Annotated in this window: 15 protein-coding genes; 9 read left to right on the plus strand and 6 right to left on the minus strand. The window is 59.3% G+C overall.

Translation table 11 applies throughout. The features are described 5' to 3' along the window. Window positions 1-28: 28 nt before the first annotated feature. Complete coding sequence (locus BM173_RS08670; RefSeq protein WP_090480040.1) at window positions 29-1,642, minus strand: trypsin-like peptidase domain-containing protein; 1,614 nt, start codon at window positions 1,640-1,642, stop codon at window positions 29-31. Window positions 1,643-1,985: 343 nt separating this feature from the next. Here BM173_RS08670 and BM173_RS08675 point away from each other — a divergent pair, with 343 nt between their 5' ends. Both BM173_RS08675 and BM173_RS08680 read left to right on the plus strand, forming a co-directional pair. Then, window positions 1,986-5,291 (plus strand): NERD domain-containing protein, encoded by a 3,306-nt coding sequence (locus tag BM173_RS08675; RefSeq protein ID WP_090480043.1) that lies wholly within the window; start codon window positions 1,986-1,988, stop codon window positions 5,289-5,291. A gap of 73 nt (window positions 5,292-5,364) precedes the next feature. Next, the gene (locus BM173_RS08680) at window positions 5,365-5,916 is read left to right on the plus strand and encodes a HEPN domain-containing protein (protein ID WP_090480046.1); all 552 of its coding nucleotides are present in this window, start codon (window positions 5,365-5,367) and stop codon (window positions 5,914-5,916) included. A gap of 182 nt (window positions 5,917-6,098) precedes the next feature. Here BM173_RS08680 and BM173_RS08685 read toward each other — a convergent pair whose 3' ends face one another. The 4 genes from BM173_RS08685 to BM173_RS08700 all read right to left on the minus strand — a co-directional run bounded on the left by BM173_RS08685 (window position 6,099) and on the right by BM173_RS08700 (window position 8,378). Beyond that, window positions 6,099-6,602 carry a hypothetical protein gene (locus BM173_RS08685; RefSeq protein WP_090480049.1) on the minus strand — a complete coding sequence of 168 codons (504 nt, stop codon included), beginning with the start codon at window positions 6,600-6,602 and terminating at the stop codon, window positions 6,099-6,101. Further along, window positions 6,599-7,222, minus strand: coding sequence for a hypothetical protein (locus BM173_RS08690; protein ID WP_090480053.1), 624 nt, complete (start codon window positions 7,220-7,222; stop codon window positions 6,599-6,601). Before BM173_RS08690 ends, BM173_RS08685 begins: the two co-directional genes overlap by 4 nt. A 2-nt stretch (window positions 7,223-7,224) precedes the next feature. Beyond that, window positions 7,225-7,749 (minus strand): hypothetical protein, encoded by a 525-nt coding sequence (locus BM173_RS08695; protein WP_143089608.1) that lies wholly within the window; start codon window positions 7,747-7,749, stop codon window positions 7,225-7,227. 104 nt (window positions 7,750-7,853) lie between these two features. Continuing rightward, window positions 7,854-8,378: a hypothetical protein gene (locus tag BM173_RS08700; protein WP_090480060.1), complete on the minus strand. Its 525-nt coding sequence runs from the start codon at window positions 8,376-8,378 to the stop codon at window positions 7,854-7,856. Between the two features lie 333 nt (window positions 8,379-8,711). Here BM173_RS08700 and BM173_RS08705 point away from each other — a divergent pair, with 333 nt between their 5' ends. From BM173_RS08705 to BM173_RS08730, 6 genes are all read left to right on the plus strand, one after another. After that, window positions 8,712-11,471, plus strand: a complete 2,760-nt coding sequence (locus tag BM173_RS08705; RefSeq protein WP_090480062.1) for a type I restriction endonuclease subunit R — start codon at window positions 8,712-8,714, stop codon at window positions 11,469-11,471. Beyond that, a complete protein-coding gene (locus BM173_RS08710; RefSeq protein ID WP_090480065.1) occupies window positions 11,471-12,805 on the plus strand; it encodes a restriction endonuclease subunit S in 1,335 nt (444 codons plus the stop codon). The genes BM173_RS08705 and BM173_RS08710 overlap by 1 nt, the downstream gene beginning before the upstream one ends. After that, on the plus strand, window positions 12,802-13,656 hold the full coding sequence (locus BM173_RS08715; RefSeq protein WP_143089610.1) for a hypothetical protein: 855 nt from the start codon (window positions 12,802-12,804) through the stop codon (window positions 13,654-13,656). Before BM173_RS08710 ends, BM173_RS08715 begins: the two co-directional genes overlap by 4 nt. Then, window positions 13,657-14,571, plus strand: a complete 915-nt coding sequence (locus BM173_RS08720; protein WP_090480069.1) for a DUF5655 domain-containing protein — start codon at window positions 13,657-13,659, stop codon at window positions 14,569-14,571. Further along, on the plus strand, window positions 14,571-16,004 hold the full coding sequence (locus BM173_RS08725; protein WP_090480071.1) for a type I restriction-modification system subunit M: 1,434 nt from the start codon (window positions 14,571-14,573) through the stop codon (window positions 16,002-16,004). Before BM173_RS08720 ends, BM173_RS08725 begins: the two co-directional genes overlap by 1 nt. A gap of 259 nt (window positions 16,005-16,263) precedes the next feature. Then, window positions 16,264-16,569, plus strand: a complete 306-nt coding sequence (locus BM173_RS08730) for a hypothetical protein (RefSeq protein WP_090480074.1) — start codon at window positions 16,264-16,266, stop codon at window positions 16,567-16,569. A gap of 365 nt (window positions 16,570-16,934) precedes the next feature. On the opposite strand, the gene BM173_RS08735 is transcribed toward BM173_RS08730, so the two are convergent. Then, a complete protein-coding gene (locus BM173_RS08735) occupies window positions 16,935-18,323 on the minus strand; it encodes a DcaP family trimeric outer membrane transporter (RefSeq protein WP_245755828.1) in 1,389 nt (462 codons plus the stop codon). Window positions 18,324-18,464: 141 nt separating this feature from the next. Between BM173_RS08735 and acs the strand changes: the two genes are divergently transcribed. Then, window positions 18,465-20,396 carry an acetate--CoA ligase gene (gene acs / locus BM173_RS08740; RefSeq protein ID WP_090480346.1) on the plus strand — a complete coding sequence of 644 codons (1,932 nt, stop codon included), beginning with the start codon at window positions 18,465-18,467 and terminating at the stop codon, window positions 20,394-20,396. The last annotated feature ends 5 nt before the right edge of the window (window positions 20,397-20,401 follow it).

Raw genomic sequence — 20,401 nt, forward strand, 5'->3', positions numbered from 1 at the left:
TTAAACAGCTTTGGCCAAATGGCCGCCGTCAATAGTCTGAAGGCAGGCCGGCGGCGTTCCAAGAATCAAACTCTTCGATGACGATCGCAAAGTCGCGCTTTTCCTTCGGGCCGCCTTTGTGGACGATCCCGACGACCTCATCATTGGAGTTGATCACCGGACCGCCAGACATGCCCTGAATGAACTTGAAGTTCACTTCGAGTAGATTGATCAAACTCTTCACTGTCGTGGAGCTGACGGTTCCTTCGCGGAAATTGACCTTGTCAGCTGGACTGAAGTCGGGATAGCCGATCGCGACAATGGGATCGCCAGTCACAGCGGCGGCCGCACTCTTGCTCAGCTCGTAAAAATCGGTTGCGGGAATTGAATGCGTCAGGATCGCAAGGTCGCGATGCTTTGAATAGTGCGCTACCGAGACCTTGAACTTATTCGAGGGCCGCGATGGGTGATGAACGATCGCGTCCTTGACCCCAGCAACGCAATGCGCCGCTGTAACTAATCCGACACCTGCGAGAAAGAACACGCTGCCCTGCGCGTATTTTTCTATATCGTTGAGGTGATGCTCAATCACCCAGACAGACCTGTCCAGTCGTTCGTGACGGGTCGGTTGGACTTTGATGGCCCGTTTGGGGAAGGCGGTGTTGAACCGGAGAGCGAGTGCGCGATAGACCGGATCAGCAAGACCTTTCACATTGCCAAGCCACGCAATCTTTCCTTTAAGATGGGAACTGATGTCAGCCTTGCCACCAAAGTCGGCGGCATAGCGAGCTTGAGCCGCAACTGCGTCTTTCTCCACTTCGTAAAGTGCCGCGCGAATATTGCGGACGAAGCGCCGGTCAACGTTCAGTCCCTCGTTGACTTTTAACCCCGTCACTACGCGCCGTGAGTGCCGGTCTGCGTAGTGAATTTTCTCGGGGTTGAGCGCGAAACCGTTGCTGGTAAAGGCCGCCTGCAGCGCAGCTGACAAGAGCTCGGGGTCGACGCGGCCCGTTGTCGGCAAAGTACCGTCGAATAGCGCGGTGAGCGGTCGCAAGCTCGAGAGGCTGATATCATCCGCATAGCGCGTGTAGATACACTTTGAGTCCTTCGCGAGTTTGAGCAACGCCCGGTCGAGCCGAAAGCATACCATGTTTGAGAGGACTGGGCTGGCGGGACCGCCTTGCGGCAGATGGCCGCTGTAGCAGCAGATGCGTGCGACCGTTTCCGCCGCATCCCGCGGGACACCAATTGCATGGAGAACCCCGAAAACCCTTCGCTCACTTATCGAACCGAAAAAGTCTCTTATGTCTAGATTGAGGATAAAGCGCTGCTTCAGATGCGAAGTAGCGTTAGACTTCACCGACTTGCCTTGAACGTAGCCGTGGACCGGATTGCGAACCCGGTAAAGCTGGTCGAGCAGATTAGCGATTCGGCGCTGAAGGAATTTGAGGCGCCGATCGGGAGCGTTGATAAGCCTCGGTTTGCCGCTTTTCTTGGCAACATCGAAGCAATGGTACATTTTCTCCCTGTGATACCAAATCTTCTTCATCTCTGCTGGTGAGACGCCGAGATAGGAAAGAAGCGCTGTCTTGCTCGAAAGCTCTGGAGGTATGGGTAGATGGATTGAAGTAGGGATGCCGAAGCCTAGCCAGCCATTAGTCACGAGGTCTCCCTTCCAATCACGCCACGGTTAATCATCAATCGTCATGGCGCGCACGACATGTCTAGACATTTGCTCTTACGCCGCAGTTGCTACAGCGCGTATGCGAGGGGAGACCTCGTTCGGACCGAATACCAAGGAACCCATCCCCTTGATAGTGTGCTGATTACATTTCCTAACATTTTGAACCCACTGTCCCAAACATTCCCCGCAGGGCTTGTCGGCGCAATTGCAGGCTGACGAAACTAGCCCGCAATCGCACAAGGAGTGGCTCGCAAGCTACTCAGCGCCGTCGATAATCGAATGGCTGCCTTGATTGGAGCGCGCGCGCGTATAGTTTTGAGCCATGTCGCCCAGCAGTGCCTCGCTCCAGATTTTCCACGGTGATCGCGTCACCAATCCGGCCGAGATTGCCTTCGCGCGCAACTTGAAACGAGATCTGGAAGCGGAGGGTGTCGAAGCCGTTCTTCTGGCCAATGTCACGCTCGGCCCCAGGCGTCGCCAGATCGACCTGATCGTCGCGACCGCAACCACCGCAGTCGTGGTCGAGATCAAGGCCTATGTACATCCCGTCCATGGCGGCGTGAATGGGCCCTGGTCGGTCGAGCAGAACAATGGCGGCAGGCGCGAGCTTGGTGGCACCAATCCCTACCAGCAGGCGCTGGAAAACCGCTTTACGGTAACGGACAGCCTGCGCCGACAGGACGGGCGGGACGCGAAGGATGCCGTGGCGGGTATGCTGTGCCTCTATCCTAGGGCTCCGGCCGGATCGAACATACCCGCAGGCGACTTCAAACTGGCGATCGGAGGCTATGCCGAGCTCGTCGCATTGCTCAAGGTTCCTCGCGCGAACGCGCTCTCCCTTGACCAGTGGAGAGCCTTTGCACTGGCGCAGGGACTCGTTGACCAAAGCATGCAGCCGCCCAGCTCGGCTGACCTGCTCGTCGCCCAATATCTGACAGCCCATGCTGATTTTGGGCGGGCCACGCTCGGCCCCTACGTCGAACCTCAGTTCGTTGGGGAGGACAGCACGGCGGAGCTGGCTCGTCGCATCGCCGAAGGAGAGCAGCTGCAAATCGTCGGTCCATCGGGAAGCGGAAAGACCGAGCTCTTGAAGCGTCTCGCCGCTGCATGCGCGGCGCGCGGCAACATCCCCCTTCTAGTCCGCGGCCGTGACTTCGCTCGCGACATCGGACCGCTCCTGCGCGCTGATGCGGCGCGTTATTCGCGCGAGAAGATCCCCTCGTTGTTTCGCGCTTCCGCCGAGGCCGGTGCCGAATTGGTGCTCCATGTCGATGCGATCAACGAATGCCCCGCCGATAAACGAGCCGAACTGGTCGCTGCCTTGCAGGCCGCGCGCATAAACTACGGCATGCGCATCGTGATCACGGGGCAAGAGGAAATCGGCCTACCGAACAGCCTCGCAGGCTCCACGATCAAACTCAATCAGCCGGGGTCGGCACAAGCCCAGCGCATCGTGGAGGCGCATCTGGGCCGCGCGCTTGCACTGCCGGAAATCGCCGCGCTCGAGGTCGTTGCGACCGCGCACGATGCGGTGATCCTGGCGGCAGTGCTGGATCGAGCCAGCGTCATCAATGGCCGTTATTCGCTTTATTACGCCTTCACCCGGGCCAGGCTCAATTCCGCGCCGACTGAGCAAGACCATCGACGGCTCACAGAACTAGCGACGGCGATGCGGATCGGGTACGTCGCCGCGATGCCCAAGTCGGCGGCGGAGCGAATCGTCGGAAGCGACGGATCGACAGTCGACGCGGCTCGCGCGGCAGGTCTGCTGTGGAGTGATGGAGGCCGCATCGGATTTCGCCACGATTTGATCGCCGACTTCTACGCCGCCGATGCGATCCTGCACCGCGGGGGAACACCCGAAGACCTTCGTGCTCTGGCCTCCCAGCCGATCCATGCGGAGCTGCGCGAGTTCATCCTGGGCGGGTGCGCCACGACGCAGGAAATCGAAACGCTGCTCACCAATGCACCGGACTCCCGGCTGCTCGAAAGCGCTCTGTCGGGCCGCGCCGGCGCAAAGGCGCAGGCCTTCGTCCTCAGTCGGATGCGCGATCTGATCGCGCAACTCAAACGGCGCTATAGCGACATTGATTTGGCGCTGCCCGACGGGGTGAAGAGCGCACGCGAGCTGTCGTCGCTAGTGCCCGGCTTCACGGACACTGTCGAGGACGATCCGATCGACGAACTTTACCTCAATCTCATTCCAGCCGCGCTCGGTGATGGACTGCTCGCAGACTTGCTCGATCTTTTTGCCTCAGTCGATCGAAGACTGCTTGCCGAGGCCGAGAGGCTCAAGGAGCAGCGTCCCGACATACGTCTCGCCTGGCGTGCCGCGGCGTTTGGTACCGTCTACGGTATGCACCATTTTAGCGGCGCGCGGCATCTCCAGACTCTTCTCCACGCGATCCAGAATTCTTGGGCAACCCGCGTTGAGGATGCCACCAAGCTCGATGTCGCATCCCACCTCGACGCATTCGAATATTTGAGCGTGGGACAGCTCTTCCTTCTGGTCTCGGCACTCCGCTGTGCCCGCTTCGAACGCATGCCCGCCCGCTTTCCCGAGCTTCTCCCGCGCGTTTGGCGCACACAGGTCTATCACCTGCGCCTTCTCATCTGCGACATCATCCGCTTCCGCGGCGGCGAGCTCGGCGAGGAAGATCGCGTAGCGGTCCGCGAGGAACTCAACAGCTATCTGACCGACGACAATCTGTTCCTGAATAGCTCGGTATTCGACGCACTTGCCGGGGTCGGCGGGATCGAGCACGGTTTTACGATCGAGGCGGCGGTCAAGGAATACGAGGCGATGCTCGCCATTCCCGATTCACCGGAGGCCTGCTCGATAGCGGTGAGCGCTGTGACCCGCACCTACGATCATCCTTTCTGCGAAATCTACTGGGAAGCCTTTTACGAGGTCTTGGAGGTGGAGAAGCGGCAAGCCTTACTGCTTCGCGGATTGCGCGACCGCCCGGGCGATCTGTGGTTCACCAGCGACATCCTGCGGGCGCTGCGCCGCGATCCCACACCGGAGGCGGCATCCGAGCTCCAGCAACTCGCGCGCGGGCCGCGCCTCGATAGCCATTCGCACCAATATGCGGTCATCGCCTATGCTGAGGCGATCAGCTTGCTCGCCAAACTGGATCTCTCGGTCGAGGCTACAGAAGGCGTACCGGACGATCCGGCCATACGCGCCTGGCACGAGGCAGCCCCCCTCATTCACGCTCTTAGCGGGGGCAATGCGAAACCGTCGACCGATGCGTTCGTCGCATGCGGCGTCGCCGAGGCCTTCGACGTCATCCAGCGCCTCAAGCGCGAAGTGCGCATTCTGGACTATGACAACCATCTCGACGTTGCCTTCGAGAGCCTGTGGCCGGACATGGTAAGAGGACTTGTCCGTGCGGTGCTGGCAGGCGACTATGTCGGCAAATCCGTTTTCCCAGCGTTCCGGTCAGACCGATCGCTAGAAGACGAGCATATAGATGCCGCGCTTCAGCTATTGGCTAAAGTGGGCCGACCGACCGACTTGGCGCTGGCCCAGGCATGGCTCGATCATCCATGCCATGGCGAACGGGCTCTGGAAACGGCGCGCGCGCTTGAGCGGAGCGAAACCGGCCAGCCGACCGCGCGATGACGCTGGTCCTCGAGAGCTGGCATACCGGGTTGCCGCTCGTTACTTGAAATTGAACTGTTTGGGAGTGGTTGTCATGTCGGAGCACCATCGCGACGCACTTGTCGAGCAGATCGTCCAGTCGCAGCCCTCGCTGGGTGCACTGGTGCGCGATCTGTCCTCGGACTTGACGGCAGGATCGTGGGATCTCGTTTCATACAGCTTTCAACGTGGATTCGAGGCGTTGTGGGATGTCGCGCGCAAGGACCACTCGGGTTTGCTCGACAGGCCGTTGCTAGCGCTCTGGCGGCAGAGCGTCGAACTGGCTATCAAAGCGGCCATCGTCGAACTCGCCGGCGCGATTGCGGGCAGTCCAGGTCACGATCTCGGCAAGCTGTACAAGCAACTGCTCGATCTTCGATCGCAGGAAGGCTGTTGCGACGACGATGACCTGACCGGTGAAGTGGTGGCCATGATAGCCCATATCCAATCCTTCGATCCCTCGGCCGATCGCTTTCGCTATCCTGCCGATCGCGGCGGCGCGCGTTATGTCGGGCTTTCGGTCGATCTAGATGCGCTGTTTCAGGCGCACTGGATCATCACGACTTGGTGCGAAGGCGCTGTTCTGGAATTGCGCGGGGACATGTGATGGTCGGGCTCGCGCCCGATACTGGTCTGCAACACCACTAAGCATTCAGTGCGCTATCCTGTCTCTCCCACTGCTGGACGTCTGCTTTCGAGCATCTCAGACGTGCGACCAAATGGCTGAGATGAGGGCGCGAAGCTGCCGCCTCTGCCCCAGCTCCGCCATAAGCAACAATTGCTCAGGGTTCATGAGCGGTTTTCGTGCCATCGGCTGACAAAGAAGAACCCCGCCGGCGTGTCCCTAAATTCGTCGAGCTTCTCCAACTTTTCACGCAAAGGCGCAGATAGAAAGATCCGCGAAAACGGAAACTCTCCCAAGCCAGCCTTTATCTTGGCGCCATTGGCAAGTGTATGCCCAATGTGAACAGCTAGCAGCCTCCGGAACTCATCTTCATCTCTAGCGAGGGCGGCTGCAAACCACACGGTGTGCCCCTGACCTGTGGCTAAATCACTGACGGTCCCAAGGAAGATACGCCGCGAAGCATCGGCGGGAGGCTTACTCGTCTCCCACGGATAGGGAGCCACTTCGAACGGGTTCTCTCCCTCGCCATATGGCTGGACCTTCCCGCCCGCCAATAGCTGGCGGGCGAGGTTCACGGTTGCCTGTACCTTATCGACTTCACCGCGCCCCTTTCGAGCCCAGTGCTCTGCTAGGGCATGGATAGGCTCATGGTTCTCTTCTCCACTCATGTCGTGACGTCCCAGGTATCCTTATGCTTCTGCCAAGCAGCGACCGCTGCGTTATAGCCGCGATCGCTGCACAGGGTCGTGCACGCACCACCAAAGCCATTGATGTTGATCGTCCTCGAGAGAACCACGCAGTGGATGTGATTGCCTTGGCCCTTCAGGCCGGCCGTCCCCGGGATATGAGCGATCAGAACGACCACGTACCGGTGGGCGAACTGGGAACGAGCGAAGCTGCGAACCCGCTCATAGCCAATATGCCAGGCCTCATCATCGTTGAGCAAGAACTTGGCTTGGACCAGCGCATGCTTTTCGAAGGGAGGCAAAGTCTCATCGAACCGCTTAGTCAGAAACTCGAGGTTCGTATAATCAGCTGGCGCACTGGGCGGCAGCAGGACCTCGATACGCGCGGCACGACCGAACTCCGGATCGTCTCCGGGTGAGCACTTCTTCGCGATCCAATCGGTCACGGTCGGCCGTTCGAATTCGGTCTCGTACCAATAGCGAAACCAGCCCAGGTCAGGGTGCTCGTCGCACGGATCGTGGGTGAAGACCTTCAACTTCACCTTGGACGGCGCTGCCGTCGCTTCATCGAGTTCGACTTTCTTGGATTTTGCCTTCGCCACGATCAGAACCTCCCTTCGAACGAGGGAGCTTCGACAGCACGAATAATGCCGGCGTAGCGCTGATAGCCGTTTTCGTAAGGAGCCCCCTGAAAGATATCGAGCCCCTTCTCGTTCAATTGGAAGAAGGGTCCTCCGGTGTGAGCGGGAATGAGCCAGAGATCGTCAGCATCGCGGCGCCAGGCGAGGTAGTTGCACTGCCAGACCTGGCTATCTTCGAGCAGGACGTCGAAGGAGACCCCTTCGAGCGGATCGAACCGCAACAGCACAAGATCCTTCTGTGCAAAATGCGCCAGTACCTCGCACTCGTGATAGAACAGTGGGCGATCGCAGCTGGTAGCGGTCACCACCACTCCGGCGTCTTCGCTCTTGAAGAAGCCTCCCCTAATACGTTCGTCGAAGCGGGCCGTCTCAACGGTGACGAGACCGCACGAGATCAGCAGCGAGGCGAAGCGGCTACCCGTGCGATGAGTAATAGGCCGCAGCAAGGGTTCGCCCTCGAGAGGGCGGTGCAAAGAAATAGCGTTCATTGGAGTTTTCCTTTGAGGGATGCCGCTCTGACCGAGCTCGCCCTCCCCCTTCTATTTTCATAAGTTACTCGGCCTACAAGCCGAGCCTTCAGTTCATTCAGGGGTCAGCTGGCCCGGCGCTCGGGCCCTTCAGCCAGGAGCAGGGCCATCGCTTCGGCGAGACCGCGCTGCCGGTCGGCCTCGTCAGCCCACGGCTGATCGACCTTTCGCAGTCCTCGATCGAACTTTAAGGAGGCCTCTCTTGAGTCGGCGGCGTCCTCGCCGGGTATGAGATAGAGGCCGTGATCTTGATCGACCCATGCGCGCATTGCCGCAAAGCGCTCGGCACCGCCGTTCTCTGCAAACAGCACCGAGAAGTCGCCGATGCGCTCGCTGTCAGGGTAACGCAGGCATCTCACGCCAAGGGCACTTGTCCCCAGCGTCGCTATGCCTCTTGCCATCTCGGTGGAGGCCAGCCTCACACCGGGCATAAGGATCAGCGATCGTGAGATTTCGGATGGGCTGCCGACACTATCGGGGATCAGGACCTGATCACCGGCGACTTCGTAGGCGGTCAGTTCGGCGAGGTTCTGGCAGATGAGCAGAGCGCCTTCATAGGACGCTGCGCCCTTCACTTGTTTCTTTGTCATGAGAGTCTCTAAGCGGCGCGCAGCTGGCTGCAGTCTGCGCACCTGTGGTGGAATTTTCACCTTTCGGCTTCAGCCACAAAACTTCTCAAATGACATTGAGACCACTGCGAGGATCCTTAGTGCGAATAAGGTCCTCGTTTCGTACTGGTGCCGCTCTTCGCTCTAACGCTGCCCTGAAGGTAACTCTTTCCTTGTAGCTCACATAGCGCATTGATTCGATGTCCGGTGATTACCTCCTACGCATCAGGCAATATCGCCATCGAGAATGTCTTGTAGAATTTTCAGTGACATCAATTTCTTGCGGCGAACCAATTTGAGAGGCATTAGGCGAGTATGGGGGGGCCAGAAGAAGAAGCGCGCAAGACAATAGATGGATTGCTGGCGGAGGCAGGTTGGGTCGTGCAGGACCGGGACCAGTTCGACCGCAACGCTTCGCTCGGCGTGGCAGTGCGGGAATTTCAGCTCCCCGCTGGCCCCTGCGACTACCTGCTTTTCATCGACGGCAAAGCGGCTGGTGTCATCGAAGCCAAGAAGACCGGCGTCACCTTGAGCGGTGTTGCCGAGCAGTCTGACAAATACATGGCTAGGCTGCCGGACCATCTCGCTCGCTGGGACGACATCCTCGTTTACGACTACGAGAGCACCGGCGACGAAACCTTCTTCAGGAACATGCGAGATCCAAAGCCACGGTCGCGGCGTCTTTTCGCGTTCCACCAACCGGCCACCCTGCGCGAATGGCTGCTCCAGCCTGACACTCTACGAGGCCGGCTGCGCAACATGCCCCCGCTCATCAAGACGGGGCTACGTGACTGCCAGATCGAAGCGATCGAAGGGCTGGAGAAGTCGCTCGGCGAAGACAAGCCGCGTGCGCTGATCCAGCTCGCTACCGGCGCTGGTAAGACCTTCACAGCCTGCTCCTTCTCCTACCGACTTATCAAGGAAGCAGGGGCCAAGCGCATCCTGTTCCTGGTCGATCGTAACAACCTCGGCGATCAGACGCTGAAGGAGTTCCAGAACTTCCACCCGCCTGGTGCAGCGAACCGCTTTACCGATACCTACATTGTGCAGCACCTGCACTCGCACCGGCTCGACCCCGATGCCAAGGTCGTCATCACCACGATCCAGCGGCTCTATTCGATGCTGCGCGGAAGAGAGCTGGATGCGGAGGACGAGGAGGAATCCGCATTCGAGAAATGGGAAAGGGCCGACGCCGAGCAGCCGCCGGTCGAATACAATCCCGACATCCCGATCGAGACTTTCGACTTCATCGTCACCGACGAATGCCACCGCTCGATCTACGGTCTGTGGCGGCAGGTGCTGGAATATTTCGATGCCACCATCATCGGCCTCACCGCCACGCCGTCCAAGCACACGCTGGGCTTCTTCAATCAGAACCTCGTGGCCGAATACCCCTATGAGCGCTCGGTCGCGGATGGGGTGAACGTCGGCTATGAGGTCTACCGCATACGCACCAAGGTGACCGAGGAAGGGGCGACGCTGGAGGGGCAACCAGGCTTCCCCGTCCCGGTGCGTGACAAACGCACGCGGAAGGTGCGCTACGAGGAACTCGACGGCGATCTCGAATACGAGGGCAAGGACCTCGACCGCTCGGTGGTGAACCCGAACCAGATCCGCACGGTGCTCCAGACCTATAAGGATCGCGTTTATACCGAGCTGTTCACCGACCGTAGCGGCGAATGGCTGCCCAAGACGCTGATCTTTGCCAAGGATGACGCGCATGCCGAGGAGATCGTCCTGGCGGCGCGCGAGGTGTTTGGCGAGGGGAACGACTTCGCCAAGAAGATCACCTACCGCAACACCGGCGAAAGCCCGAAGGCGATGATCAAGGCGTTCCGCGTCGATCCCTTCCCGCGCATCGCTGTAACCGTAGACATGATCGCCACCGGAACCGACATCAAGCCGGTCGAAGTGCTGATCTTTATGCGGGACGTTAAGTCGGAAGGCTATTACGAGCAGATGAAGGGCCGCGGGGTGCGCACCATCCCCGATGCCGACCTGAAGGCTGTCACGCCTGACGCAAAGACCAAGACTCGTTTCGTCCTGATCGATGCGGTCGGCGTGTCCGAGACCAAGAAAAACGCCAGCCAGCCGCTGGAGCGCAAACGCACCGTCAGCTTCGAGGCGCTGATGGAGCAGATTGCCATGGGGCGGCGTGACGAGGATGCCATGTCCTCGCTCGCTGCACGGCTGGCCGCTTTCGATCGCAAGCTGGGTGAAGAAGACCGCCAACGCATTGCCGAGGCTACTGGAGGAAGCACGCCTCGGGACCTCGCTAACGCGATGCTCGATGCAATCGATCCTGACAAGCAGGCAGAAGAAATAGCCGCCATTCATGGACCCATGGCGTCCAAGGAACAGGAAGACGCGGTGATCGAACAGCTCGCCAACACGGCGTGCGAGCCATTCGACAAACCCGCGGTGCGAAACCTGCTGAAAGACATCAAGGCGAAGACCGACATAGTGATCGACGAGATCACCACCGACGAGGTGATCAGCGCTGATTTCGACCTCAAGCGGTCTGAAGAGACCATCACCAGCTTCAAGCAGTTCATCGAAGACAATCGTGACGAGCTGACTGCGCTGCAAATTCTCTACAACCAGCCGCTCGGCAAACAGAAGCTGACCTATGCCGCGGTCCGCGAGCTGGTGACGGCGATGAGCGACAAGCCGCCCTACCTCACCACTGCGAATGTCTGGCAGGCATATAAGCGGCTGGATGCAGCGAGTGTGCGCGGCGCGCCGGTGGACGAACAGCTGACCGAGGTGGTCAGCCTGGTGCGCTTTGCACTAGGGCAAGTGGACGCCCTGGAGCCGTTCTCCAACGTGGTCGAACAGCGCTTCAACCTGTGGCTTGGCCGCGAGAAGAAGGCGGGGCGCGATTACACATCAGAACAAGAGGAATGGCTGCGCACGATCGCCAGTTTCATCGCTGCCAATGCCGAGATCGCGCCGACCGACTTCATGGAAGCGCCCAGCCTGTCCGACAAGGGCGGCATCCTGAAAGCACGCCAGCTGTTCAACCCGCGTTTTGCCGAAACGCTTGATGAGCTTCAGACGGCGCTGGTGGCGTGATGGAGAGTGATGAGCTTCCGGCTGGTTGGGCGCGCTGCCAACTCGATGACATCACGATGTCGATTGATAAGATCGACCAAAAACAAGAACCCGAACGAGAGATTGCTTACATCGACATATCCGGCATCGACAACGAGTCAAACCGGATCGTAGAGACAAAACGCTACACGCTTGGAGAAGCTCCTTCTCGCGCACGGCAGATCGTCAAGGCAGGCGATACAGTTTTCTCCACTGTCCGACCATATCTGCGCAATATCGCGCTGGTTCCAGATAAGCTCGACAACGAGATTGCTTCCACCGGCTTCTCGGTCATACGCGGCGCAAACGGCGTAGAGCCCCTTTTTTTGTTCTTTCTGGCGACGTCCCAGTCGTTCGTAGATGCACTCACTCGCGTTCAATACGGGGCCAGCTATCCGGCGGTGAAAGACACGCAGGTGAAGTCTCAACCTCTTCTCCTACCGCCATCTTCAGAACAGCAGCGCATCGTCGAGAAGATCGAGACGCTGTTCGCCGAACTCGACAAGGGCGAGGAGGTGCTGCGCGAGGTGCAGAAGCTTCTCGCGCGCTACCGCCAGTCGGTCCTGAAAGCCGCCGTCACCGGAACCCTCACCGCAAAGGGACCGACCGAATGGGTGCCGGTGGTGTTGGGCGATCTGCTCGCCGACATTCGTTATGGGACGGCAAAGAAATGTCGGCCGGGCGTCGCAGGAACGCCTGTCCTTCGTATTCCGAACGTAGTCGGTGGCGGCATCGACCTGGCAGACCTTAAATTCACCGAGCTGACGGAGAAGGAACTCGAAAAGCTCTCTCTTCGCGAGGGGGATGTGCTGATCGTCCGCTCGAACGGCAGTGCAAATCTGGTCGGTCGGGGAGCAATTGTCACAGCCGATGCCGTGGGCATGGCTTACGCCGGATACCTCATTCGGCTGCGGGTGGACTGCAAGCGGATCCTCCCTGCCTTTCTCCATATCGTTCTGAACTCACCCGCAGTCCGAGCGCGCATCGAGCGGCAGGCAAAGTCCACAAGCGGCGTGCACAACCTCAATAGTGCCGAAACCAAGGCCATCGCCTTCGATCTGCCGGACGTCGATACACAGGCAGAGATCATCGAAGCTGTCGAGGAAGCCATCAGCAGGATCGAGCAAGGCGAAGCGTGGTGCGAGACCGAACTCAAACGCTCCGCAGCCCTACGGCAGTCCATCCTGAAGGACGCCTTCTCCGGCAAACTCGTCCCGCAAGACCCGTCCGACGAACCCGCAGACAAACTGCTCGAACGCATCCACGCTGCGCGCGAGGACAAGCCCAACGCGAAGCGCAAGAAGGCGAGCGCATGAACCCGCGGCTTCCTTCAATTGGTCGAGGTGCCATCGCGGTCACTTGCGACTTGCTGGAAGGCGTTGAGACCAATGCCGAGATTGAAGGGCTGTTGCTGGAATATGGCCTTTCAGATCATATCGAAAGCGGCGGGTCGATCGCGAAAACCGTGCTGAACTTAAAAAGGTTCGCAGTCGCCCATCCCGATCACATTGTTCAGACTGATTTTGGATCAAAGCCCCTACCTGTCGCCTTGATCGATGCCGCAATCAATGTCGCTGGACAGCGGGGGGATTTGCCGCTCTGGCAGAAGCTCGAACGCTATCTGAATCTCGACGGCTTTGCCCTTCAGAAGCGGGTGACCGCTGGCATGTTCAAGGATGATGTCGTGATCACAGGCATCACTATTGCGATGCCAGGCTTTGTCGCGCTGCCGGAAGCTGTGAGCGAAGTTGATCAGCTGTTGGATCGTTACGGGCTGTATGTCTCCCAGACACACCTGTCGAGCGCGAAGGAGAACATCACCCAGGAGGACTGGGAAGCCGCAAACAGCCAATGCCGCACCTTTCTTGAAGCACTGACGGATGGCATTGCCGATCTGCTCTTTCCCGACGAGGCTGCGTCTTTGCCCGCTGGGTTATCAAAACGGCAACTACTGGCGAAGCACGGTTTCCTCTCTCGCGAGAAACACGAGTTCGGCGACGGCAATGGGCAGACGTTTCTTCCTGGCCTTGCAAAGCTGTTGCATCCCGATGGTGCGCATCCGGGCATATCGACGCAACATGATGCAATGTTCCGGCTACAACTGGTCGTAGTGACGGCTCGCTGGCTTCTCAAACGTTTAGAGGCCGGAAGGCCGACGGTGAACTAGATGAGCGACCTGAAACTCTTCCAAACCCAAGCAGGAACCATGAGCGAGCTGGAAAGCTCGTCGGCGCCGCTCGAAAAGGCACTCCAGACGCAATTCGAGACGAATCTCGATACTCTGCTTGGCGTGCGCTTCCTCGCCAGTGAATACGCCACGACCCATGGCGGGCGCATGGACACACTAGGGATCGACGAGAACGGTTACCCGGTCATCATCGAATATAAGCGCGACCGGTCCGAGAACGTCATCAATCAAGGGCTTTTCTATCTCGACTGGCTGATGGACCACCGCGGCGATTTCGAGCTGCTGGTACTCAACCGCTACGGCAAGGAGGTCGCCGAACAAATCGAGTGGAGTGCCCCGCGCCTAATCTGCATCGCGGCGGACTTCACGAAATATGACGAACACGCCGTCAAGCAGATGGGCCGCAATATCGAACTGGTGCGCTACCGAAAGTTCGGCGATGACCTCTTGCTTCTCGAACTGCTGACGGCGGTGTCGGCTTCGGTATCGACCAAGGCAGCTTCGCCAACCAAGCAGGCAGGTGGCGGTGGTTCGAGCTACAAGACCGTCTCTGAATATATGGATGACATGTCGCCGCAGCTGGCTGAACTGTTCTTGGACGTCGAGACCTTCCTGCTTGGCCGCGGGGACGACGTGACGAAAAAAGTCACGCGCTTCTATCTCGCCTACCGCCGTATCAAGAACTTCGCTTGCGTGGAGGTGCGCCCTACCCTGAACCAGCTGAAGATGTACCTGAAGATCGATCCCGACACGGTCGATTTGGAAGAAGGCTTCTCGCGCGATGTGCGCAAGATCGGCCACTTCGGCACCGGCGATCTCGAACTCACGATCTCTTCACATGAGGATTTGGAGCGGGCAAAGCCGCTGGTCCTTCGCTCCTACGAGGAAAGCTGATGAGCAACGACCAACTCGTCTCCAAGGTCTGGAATTATGCGCATGTCCTGCGCGATCAGGGCATCTCCTACGGCGACTATGTCGAGCAGATCACGTTCCTCCTGTTCCTCAAGATGGATCATGAGCGAGACGAACTGCTGAACGAAGCGTCGTCGATCCCGCCCGAATGGCGTTGGCCCGCGCTTGCCGGGAAAGACGGCGACGCGCTTGAGCTACACTATCGCCACACACTTGAAGCTCTCGCCAAGGCCGATGGCCTGATCGGCACTATCTTTCGCAAGGCGCAGAACAAACTGTCCGACCCGGCCAAACTGAAACGGGTCGTGAGCCTTATCGACAAGGAAGGCCCTTGGATCGGCCACAGCGTCGATGTGAAGGGCGAGATCTACGAGGGGCTGCTCGAACGAAACGCTTCCGAGGTGAAGTCCGGAGCAGGGCAATACTTCACACCGCGGCCGGTGATCGAGGCGATCGTCAAATGTGTCGGTCCGAAGATCGGCGAGACGGTCTGCGACCCCGCCTGCGGCACTGGCGGCTTCCTTCTCGCGGCTTATGACCACATGAAGGGGCAGAGCCAAGACCGCGAGAAGCTGCGCGAACTGCGACACAACTCGTTCAAAGGCTACGACATCGTCGATGAGGTCGTCAGGCTCTGCGCCATGAACCTCTACCTGCACGGCGTTGGTAATGGCGGCAGCCCGGTCGAGCAGGCTGACACATTGGCCAGTGATCCCGGCGAGCGTTTCGACGTGGTGATCGCCAACCCGCCCTTCGGCAAGAAGTCGAGCTACAAGGTCGTCGGTGAGGATGGCACCGTCAGTAGCGAACGCGAAAACTACGAGCGTGAGGATTTCAAGTTCACCACCTCGAACAAGCAGCTGAATTTCCTTCAGCACATTATGACGATCATGGAAGCGAGCGGACGCGCCGGCGTGGTGCTGCCTGATAACGTACTGTTCGAGGCCAATCGCGCAGGAGAGGGAATCAGGAAACGTTTGCTGGAAGGTTTCAACTTCCATACGCTTCTTCGTCTGCCCACAGGCATCTGGTATAGTCCCGGCGTTAAGGCCAACGTCCTATTCTTCGATAAGCGCCCTGCATCGAAGGAAGCGCAGACGAAGGAGCTGTGGGTCTATGACTATCGCACGAATGTCCACAAGACGCTCAAGACCAAGCGCCTGACTGGCGCCGATCTTGAAGACTTCGTCCAATGTTATCAGGATCGTGTAGAAACCGAGCGCTTCCGGCGGTTCACCTATGACGAGCTGATCGAACGCGACAAGCTGAACCTCGACATCTTCTGGTTGAAGGACGACAGCCTGGAGGACATCGACAGCCTGCCCGAACCCGATGTGCTGGCACAAGAGATCGTCGAGAACCTTGAAGCAGCTTTGGAGCATTTTCGGGGCGTGAGCGAGGAGCTCAGCGATTGATTCGGAAGCATCACGCAATAGACCGTTGCTGACCCTCTACGATGGACTTCTGTGTTCCGACAAATTTCGTAACCCATTGATAGTGCTAAAGCTCCAAATGGAGCGATTTGTCGGAATGCGGGTTGAAAACATTGGGTTCGCCATGGACTCTTAATCAGCAGGAATTTCATTTTGACCAGTGATATTCCCCTTGAATGGATCCACTTATGTTGCCGCAGTTCAAGGCTCAAACATCTAAACTTGTTCATAGGAGGGGCATTTGAAGAGGATTGTCGGTGAATTTCAGGATGACATCACCATTGATGAGGCGTGTGAATTTGCTGGGACGACCACAGCTTGGATCCATGTGCATACTCAAAAGCTCGTGATCATTTCGGGTTTCGTTGGACAGGGCATCTGGATCGGCGCTGGAGGAAATGTCCTGATAACCGGCGTCGTGAATGGCGATGTCATGAACTACGGTCGGAAGTTAAGAATTGAGGGTACTATCGGGGCGTTGGCCGACTCCGGAAGCCACGGTCCAGCCGAGATTGGTGCCTCTGGTGTCATTCTCGAGTTAGAATGACTTCATTCCGGGCCGTCATGGGACCGCCACACCCCCTTGCCCTTTCCGCAGGTCCACAACCATCAAATAGTCGCCATCTGGGCCCATAAGGTAGACAGGGGTCGGCGGTTCAGTTTGAACCTTAACGAACTATCATGTGGGCATTTATGGTGTTTTCCGATGTTTGGAGATAAGAGAAAAGCACCGTATCCCGCCATCTGCACCTGAGATTGCTGTCTTCGGGAGGCAGGGGCCGGAGGTTCGAATCCTCTCTCCCCGACCATTTCGATCACGAACGAAAGTCGCGCCGCGGCGGACTGGCATTCCCTCGGGAACATCCAGCCACCAGCGGCGCGTTTTCGTTTTCGGGCTTATATGCGCTGAAGTCAGAACGAGTATTTCGTCGAGACCTGGATCTTCTGCAGATTGCCCGACTGGCCGTTTTCCAGCGTGCGCTCGGCATACATATACTCGATCCCGATATCGACCGGTTCGACGGGCGAATAGATGATGTTCGCCAGCACGTTCCAGCTTTCGTCGGTCACCGCACCGGAGGTCAGCAATACCGGATTGTCGGCCTTGAAATAGGACGCCGCAATGTTGGAGCGGACCTTGTCGGACCACATGTGGCGGTATGCGCCAAAGCCCGAATAGGTGAAGATCGGGTCGAGTTCGCCGTCGAGGTCCAGCGCGGCATCATTGACGATGTTGAGGCCGATATAGCGCCCCAACCCGTCACCCACCGTTCCCATGAACCGGAAATCGTCGCGTTCGCCCAGCTTGAGCTTGCCGGACAGGCTGACCCCGTACCCCATGGCGCTGTCGCCATCGGTGCCGAAATCGTCTTCCGAAATCTTGAGATTGCGCAGGATGCCCGATGCGGACAGCGAGCCCCAGTCGCCGCTGAAATTATAGCGGGCAACGAGTTCGGGGAGCGAATCGTCGCCCGCTATCACCCGTGCGCCCGTGCTCGATGTCACGGTCGTCTCGGGCTGCTCCACCGCCAGCATCAAGCCGCCGTCGGTGTAGCGGATCATCGGCTGGCGGGCGAAGATCGTGCCCGGCGTCGTGCCGATGAAATCGAGGCTTTCCGGCAGGGCGCCGACATTCTGGAAGGTCGTCCAGGCCTGGCCGAACAGCCAGTTGTCATAAGTGATGAAAGCCTGGCGCAGTCGCGGTGTGTAACTGTTGGAAACCCGCTCGTCGCCGTCGGGCGTGACCATGAAGTCGAGCTCGATCTGAGAATTGAGCGTATGTTCGGCACCGACATCGGTCGCGGTCTTGAAGATGAAACGCGATTGGCGCGCATTGAAATCCGTGTCCCAGCCCGACCCGTCTCCTCCGACGGGGATGGCCCCGGGGATCAGGAAGTCGCGCACGATACTGCCGGAGGCGACCTGGCCGCCGCTGGTACGCTGGCTGATCGCGTCGAGCTTCACATAGCCGGCGTAGGAAACCGTTGTGTTGCCCACGCGGAAGCCCTTGTCTTCCTGCTTCTTGGGTTCGTCGATCTGCGCAGCGAGTTCTTCCTGCCGCAGCTGCAGCGCGCGGGTTTCGGCCAGCGCCTGCTGTGTGGCCGCGACGGTTTCCGCACGGGCCGCATCCATTTCGCCATCCTTGGCGTCGAGGCGTTCCACCAATTGCATGACGAGGGCTTCGAGCCTCTCGAGCCGCTGTTCGACGTCGGCATCCTGCGCCGAAGCGGGCACGGCAAACAGGCAGGTCGAAGTGAGCAAGCCGGTTCGCAGCGCCAATTTCAAGGACTTCCCAGTCATTCCAACCTCCCTCTTTTTCTTGTCGGGCGATTATGGTGGGCAAGGCTGGACTGGATAAATGGGCGATTGGTCGTAAGACCTTCGTCTGAAAGCGCGACTGGCCGCTTACCTGCTATGCCGTCGCTGAAGGGAGACACTTTCATGCTCGACACCGTCAAACGCCCGCAGAGTTCGGCAGCCACGCACTGCACCAGCAGCGACTACGAGACGATGTATCGCCGTTCGGTGGAAGACAGCGATGCGTTCTGGCTCGGGCAGGCGGAGCGGCTGGACTGGGTGAAGGCACCGACCAAGGGCGGTGAGTGGTCTTTCGACCCGGTCGACATCGCGTGGTTCGCCGACGGGAAGCTCAACCTCTGCCACAATGCAGTGGATCGCCATGCCGCCTCGCGACCTGATGCGACGGCCCTGATTTTCGAGCCGGACGATCCCCAGAGCGCGGGACGCACCCTCACCTACCGCGAACTGCAGTCCGAAGTCGTCGCTATGGCAAACGCCCTCAAGGCCATCGGTGTGAAGAAGGGCGATCGTGTGACGATCTACATGCCGATGATCATCGAAGGCGTGCTGGCGATGCTTGCGTGCGCGAGGCTCGGGGCGATCCATTCGGTAGTGTTCGGCGGTTTTTCGCCCGAGGCGCTGGCCGGCCGTATCGAGGGCTGCGGCAGCCGTTTCGTCGTGACCGCAGACGAAGGCCTGCGCGGTAGCAAGCGGGTGCCGCTGAAAACCAATGTCGATGCCGCCCTGGCAGAGCCGGATCACGATACTCCGCTCGACGGGATGCTGGTGGTGAAACACACCGGCGCAGACGTCCCGATGACCGAGGGCCGCGACCACTGGTACCACGACGTACGCTCCGACGCGGATTGCCCGTGCGAGCCGATGGATGCCGAGGATCCGCTCTTCATCCTCTACACCTCCGGTTCCACCGGAAAGCCCAAGGGCGTGGTACATACGACCGGTGGCTATGGCGTGTGGACGGCAACGACGTTCAATTACATTTTCGATTACCAGCCGGGTGAAGTCTTCTGGTGTTCAGCGGATATCGGCTGGGTCACCGGGCATAGCTATATCGCTTACGGGCCGCTGCTGAATGGGGCCACGCAGGTCATCTTCGAAGGCGTGCCGAATTATCCCGATCACGGCCGCTTCTGGCAGGTGGTCGAAAAGCACAAGGTCAACATTCTCTACACCGCACCCACGGCGATCCGCGCGCTGATGCGCGAAGGCGACGACTTCGTGACCAGGCACGACCGCTCGTCGCTCCGCCTGCTCGGGACAGTCGGCGAGCCGATCAACCCGGAAGCATGGCGCTGGTATTTTGAAGTGGTCGGGGAAGAGCGCTGCCCGATCATCGACACCTGGTGGCAGACTGAAACGGGCGGCTGCATGCTGACCACCCTGCCCGGTGCGCATGACATGAAGCCGGGCAGCGCCGGACTGCCTTTCTTCGGCGTCCGGCTCCAGCTGGTCGATAACGACGGTGCGGTTCTGGAAGGCGCGAACGAGGGCAATTTGTGCATCACCCACAGCTGGCCCGGCCAGGCTCGGACCGTTTACGGCGATCACGACCGCTTCGTGCAGACCTATTTCAGCACATACACCGGCAAATATTTCACCGGCGATGGCTGCAAGCGCGACGAGGACGGCTATTACCGTATCACCGGCCGCGTGGACGATGTGATCAACGTGTCCGGCCACCGCATGGGGACCGCCGAGGTGGAAAGCGCGCTGGTCTCGCACCCGCTGGTCGCGGAAAGCGCGGTCGTCGGATACTCGCACGACATCAAGGGCCAGGGCATCTACTGCTACGTCACGCTCAACGCGGGCGAGGACGGGTCCGACGCGCTTTATACCGAACTGCGCAACCATGTCCGGACGGAAATCGGCCCGATCGCCTCGCCCGACCACATACAGTTCACCGACGGCCTTCCCAAGACGCGGTCCGGCAAGATCATGCGCCGGATCCTGCGCAAGATCGCGGAGAACGATTACGGTTCCCTGGGCGATACCTCCACCCTCGCCGATCCCAGCCTAGTCGAGCGGCTGATCGAGGGACGGCAGAACCGCTGATTGCC

The sequence above is a fragment of the Qipengyuania nanhaisediminis genome, from assembly GCF_900115585.1.
GTDB lineage: Bacteria > Pseudomonadota > Alphaproteobacteria > Sphingomonadales > Sphingomonadaceae > Qipengyuania > Qipengyuania nanhaisediminis.

Bases quoted from the DNA above. Each gene is read 5' to 3' on its own strand.
- BM173_RS08675 (WP_090480043.1), top strand. From the start codon at position 1,986: ATGTCGCCCAGCAGTGCCTCGCTCCAGATTTTCCACGGTGATCGCGTC.
- BM173_RS08680 (WP_090480046.1), top strand. From the start codon at position 5,365: ATGTCGGAGCACCATCGCGACGCACTTGTCGAGCAGATCGTCCAGTCG.
- BM173_RS08685 (WP_090480049.1), bottom strand. From the start codon at position 6,602: ATGAGTGGAGAAGAGAACCATGAGCCTATCCATGCCCTAGCAGAGCAC.
- BM173_RS08695 (WP_143089608.1), bottom strand. From the start codon at position 7,749: ATGAACGCTATTTCTTTGCACCGCCCTCTCGAGGGCGAACCCTTGCTG.
- BM173_RS08700 (WP_090480060.1), bottom strand. From the start codon at position 8,378: ATGACAAAGAAACAAGTGAAGGGCGCAGCGTCCTATGAAGGCGCTCTG.
- BM173_RS08705 (WP_090480062.1), top strand. From the start codon at position 8,712: ATGGGGGGGCCAGAAGAAGAAGCGCGCAAGACAATAGATGGATTGCTG.
- BM173_RS08710 (WP_090480065.1), top strand. From the start codon at position 11,471: ATGGAGAGTGATGAGCTTCCGGCTGGTTGGGCGCGCTGCCAACTCGAT.
- BM173_RS08715 (WP_143089610.1), top strand. From the start codon at position 12,802: ATGAACCCGCGGCTTCCTTCAATTGGTCGAGGTGCCATCGCGGTCACT.
- BM173_RS08720 (WP_090480069.1), top strand. From the start codon at position 13,657: ATGAGCGACCTGAAACTCTTCCAAACCCAAGCAGGAACCATGAGCGAG.
- BM173_RS08725 (WP_090480071.1), top strand. From the start codon at position 14,571: ATGAGCAACGACCAACTCGTCTCCAAGGTCTGGAATTATGCGCATGTC.
- BM173_RS08735 (WP_245755828.1), bottom strand. From the start codon at position 18,323: ATGACTGGGAAGTCCTTGAAATTGGCGCTGCGAACCGGCTTGCTCACT.
- acs (WP_090480346.1), top strand. From the start codon at position 18,465: ATGCTCGACACCGTCAAACGCCCGCAGAGTTCGGCAGCCACGCACTGC.